The sequence below is a fragment of the Planktosalinus sp. genome (assembly GCF_059864935.1).
On record NZ_JCBCCK010000433.1, the window covers coordinates 1 to 1,049 of the forward strand.

The following is a 1,049-nucleotide window of genomic DNA, read 5'->3' on the forward strand; positions in this document are numbered from 1 at the left end:
ATTATGGAAGAACAAAAACAAAATAAAGAAGGCTTCATCCCAAAACACGGCGGTTACCGCAATTTGATCACTTATCAAAAAGCTGAAATCATCTATGATGGCACGATTTATTTTACCAATCGATTTTTCAGTAAGTATGACCGCACCAAAGAACAAATGGTACAGGCAGCAAGAAGTGGGAAACAAAATATTGCCGAAGCCAGTATGGGTTCAGGAACGTCAAAAGAATTTGAAATTAAATTGACCAACGTTGCCCGGGCTTCATTGGAGGAGTTGCGTATAGATTATGAAGATTTTCTAAGAAGCCACAATTATGAAATATGGGGTAAAGGGCACCGCCTGGTGGCAAGACTGCGGGAACTCAACAAAACACCCAACGCCAACTATGACACCTTTAAAAAAGGCATAGAGCATAAAAACCCTGAGATTTGTGCCAATGTGATGATTGGCCTCATCAAGGTAGTGAGCTTTTTATTGAACAAGCAGATTAAAGCACTGGAAACAGCTTTCTTAAAAGAAGGCGGTTTAAGAGAAAGAATGACCAAGGCAAGGATTGAACAACGCAAAAAGCGTTAAAGGGGCAACTGGCTTAAAGGGTTTACCGGGTAAAAGGGACAACAGGGACTCACAGGGACTTTACCGCTGGCGTGTAAAACCCCGCGCCTACGGCAGGCGGGCCTGCTGCCACTGCGGTGCGACCAGCCCCTGTGTCCACAGCAGCCCACATCCCTGCGTAAAAGTCCCTGTTGTCCTTTGAGTCCTTTGATAGAAAACAAAAGAAAAACCAGTTTAAAAAAGTTTCATTAAGAATAACAAACCATAAGTTAACCTAAAGATTTGAATTTTAACAATTTTAACTACATTTGGGTTGCCGCTTTTATAGATCCCCTCCAAACTCCTCAAACAGGAGTGCAACCTATTATTAAACTATGAACCAACCCAACTCCCAGATTCCCGACTTTATTGGCTCACTGGCCTTACAAGGTGTCAACAAAGGGGTGTTTTTAACCACCTCACGGTTTTCTGAAAGTGCCATTAAAACCGCCAAT

At 42.5% G+C, this 1,049-nt stretch carries 2 protein-coding genes; both read left to right on the forward strand.

Annotated features, from left to right (window positions below; genetic code table 11):
• On the forward strand, positions 1-576 hold a 576-nt coding region (locus AC6F75_RS13000), incomplete at its 5' end, for a four helix bundle suffix domain-containing protein (RefSeq protein ID WP_500715521.1).
• A 353-nt stretch (positions 577-929) separates the two neighbouring features.
• Positions 930-1,049, forward strand: a 120-nt coding sequence (locus AC6F75_RS13005) for a restriction endonuclease (RefSeq protein WP_500715522.1), incomplete at its 3' end; no start/stop codon positions are given.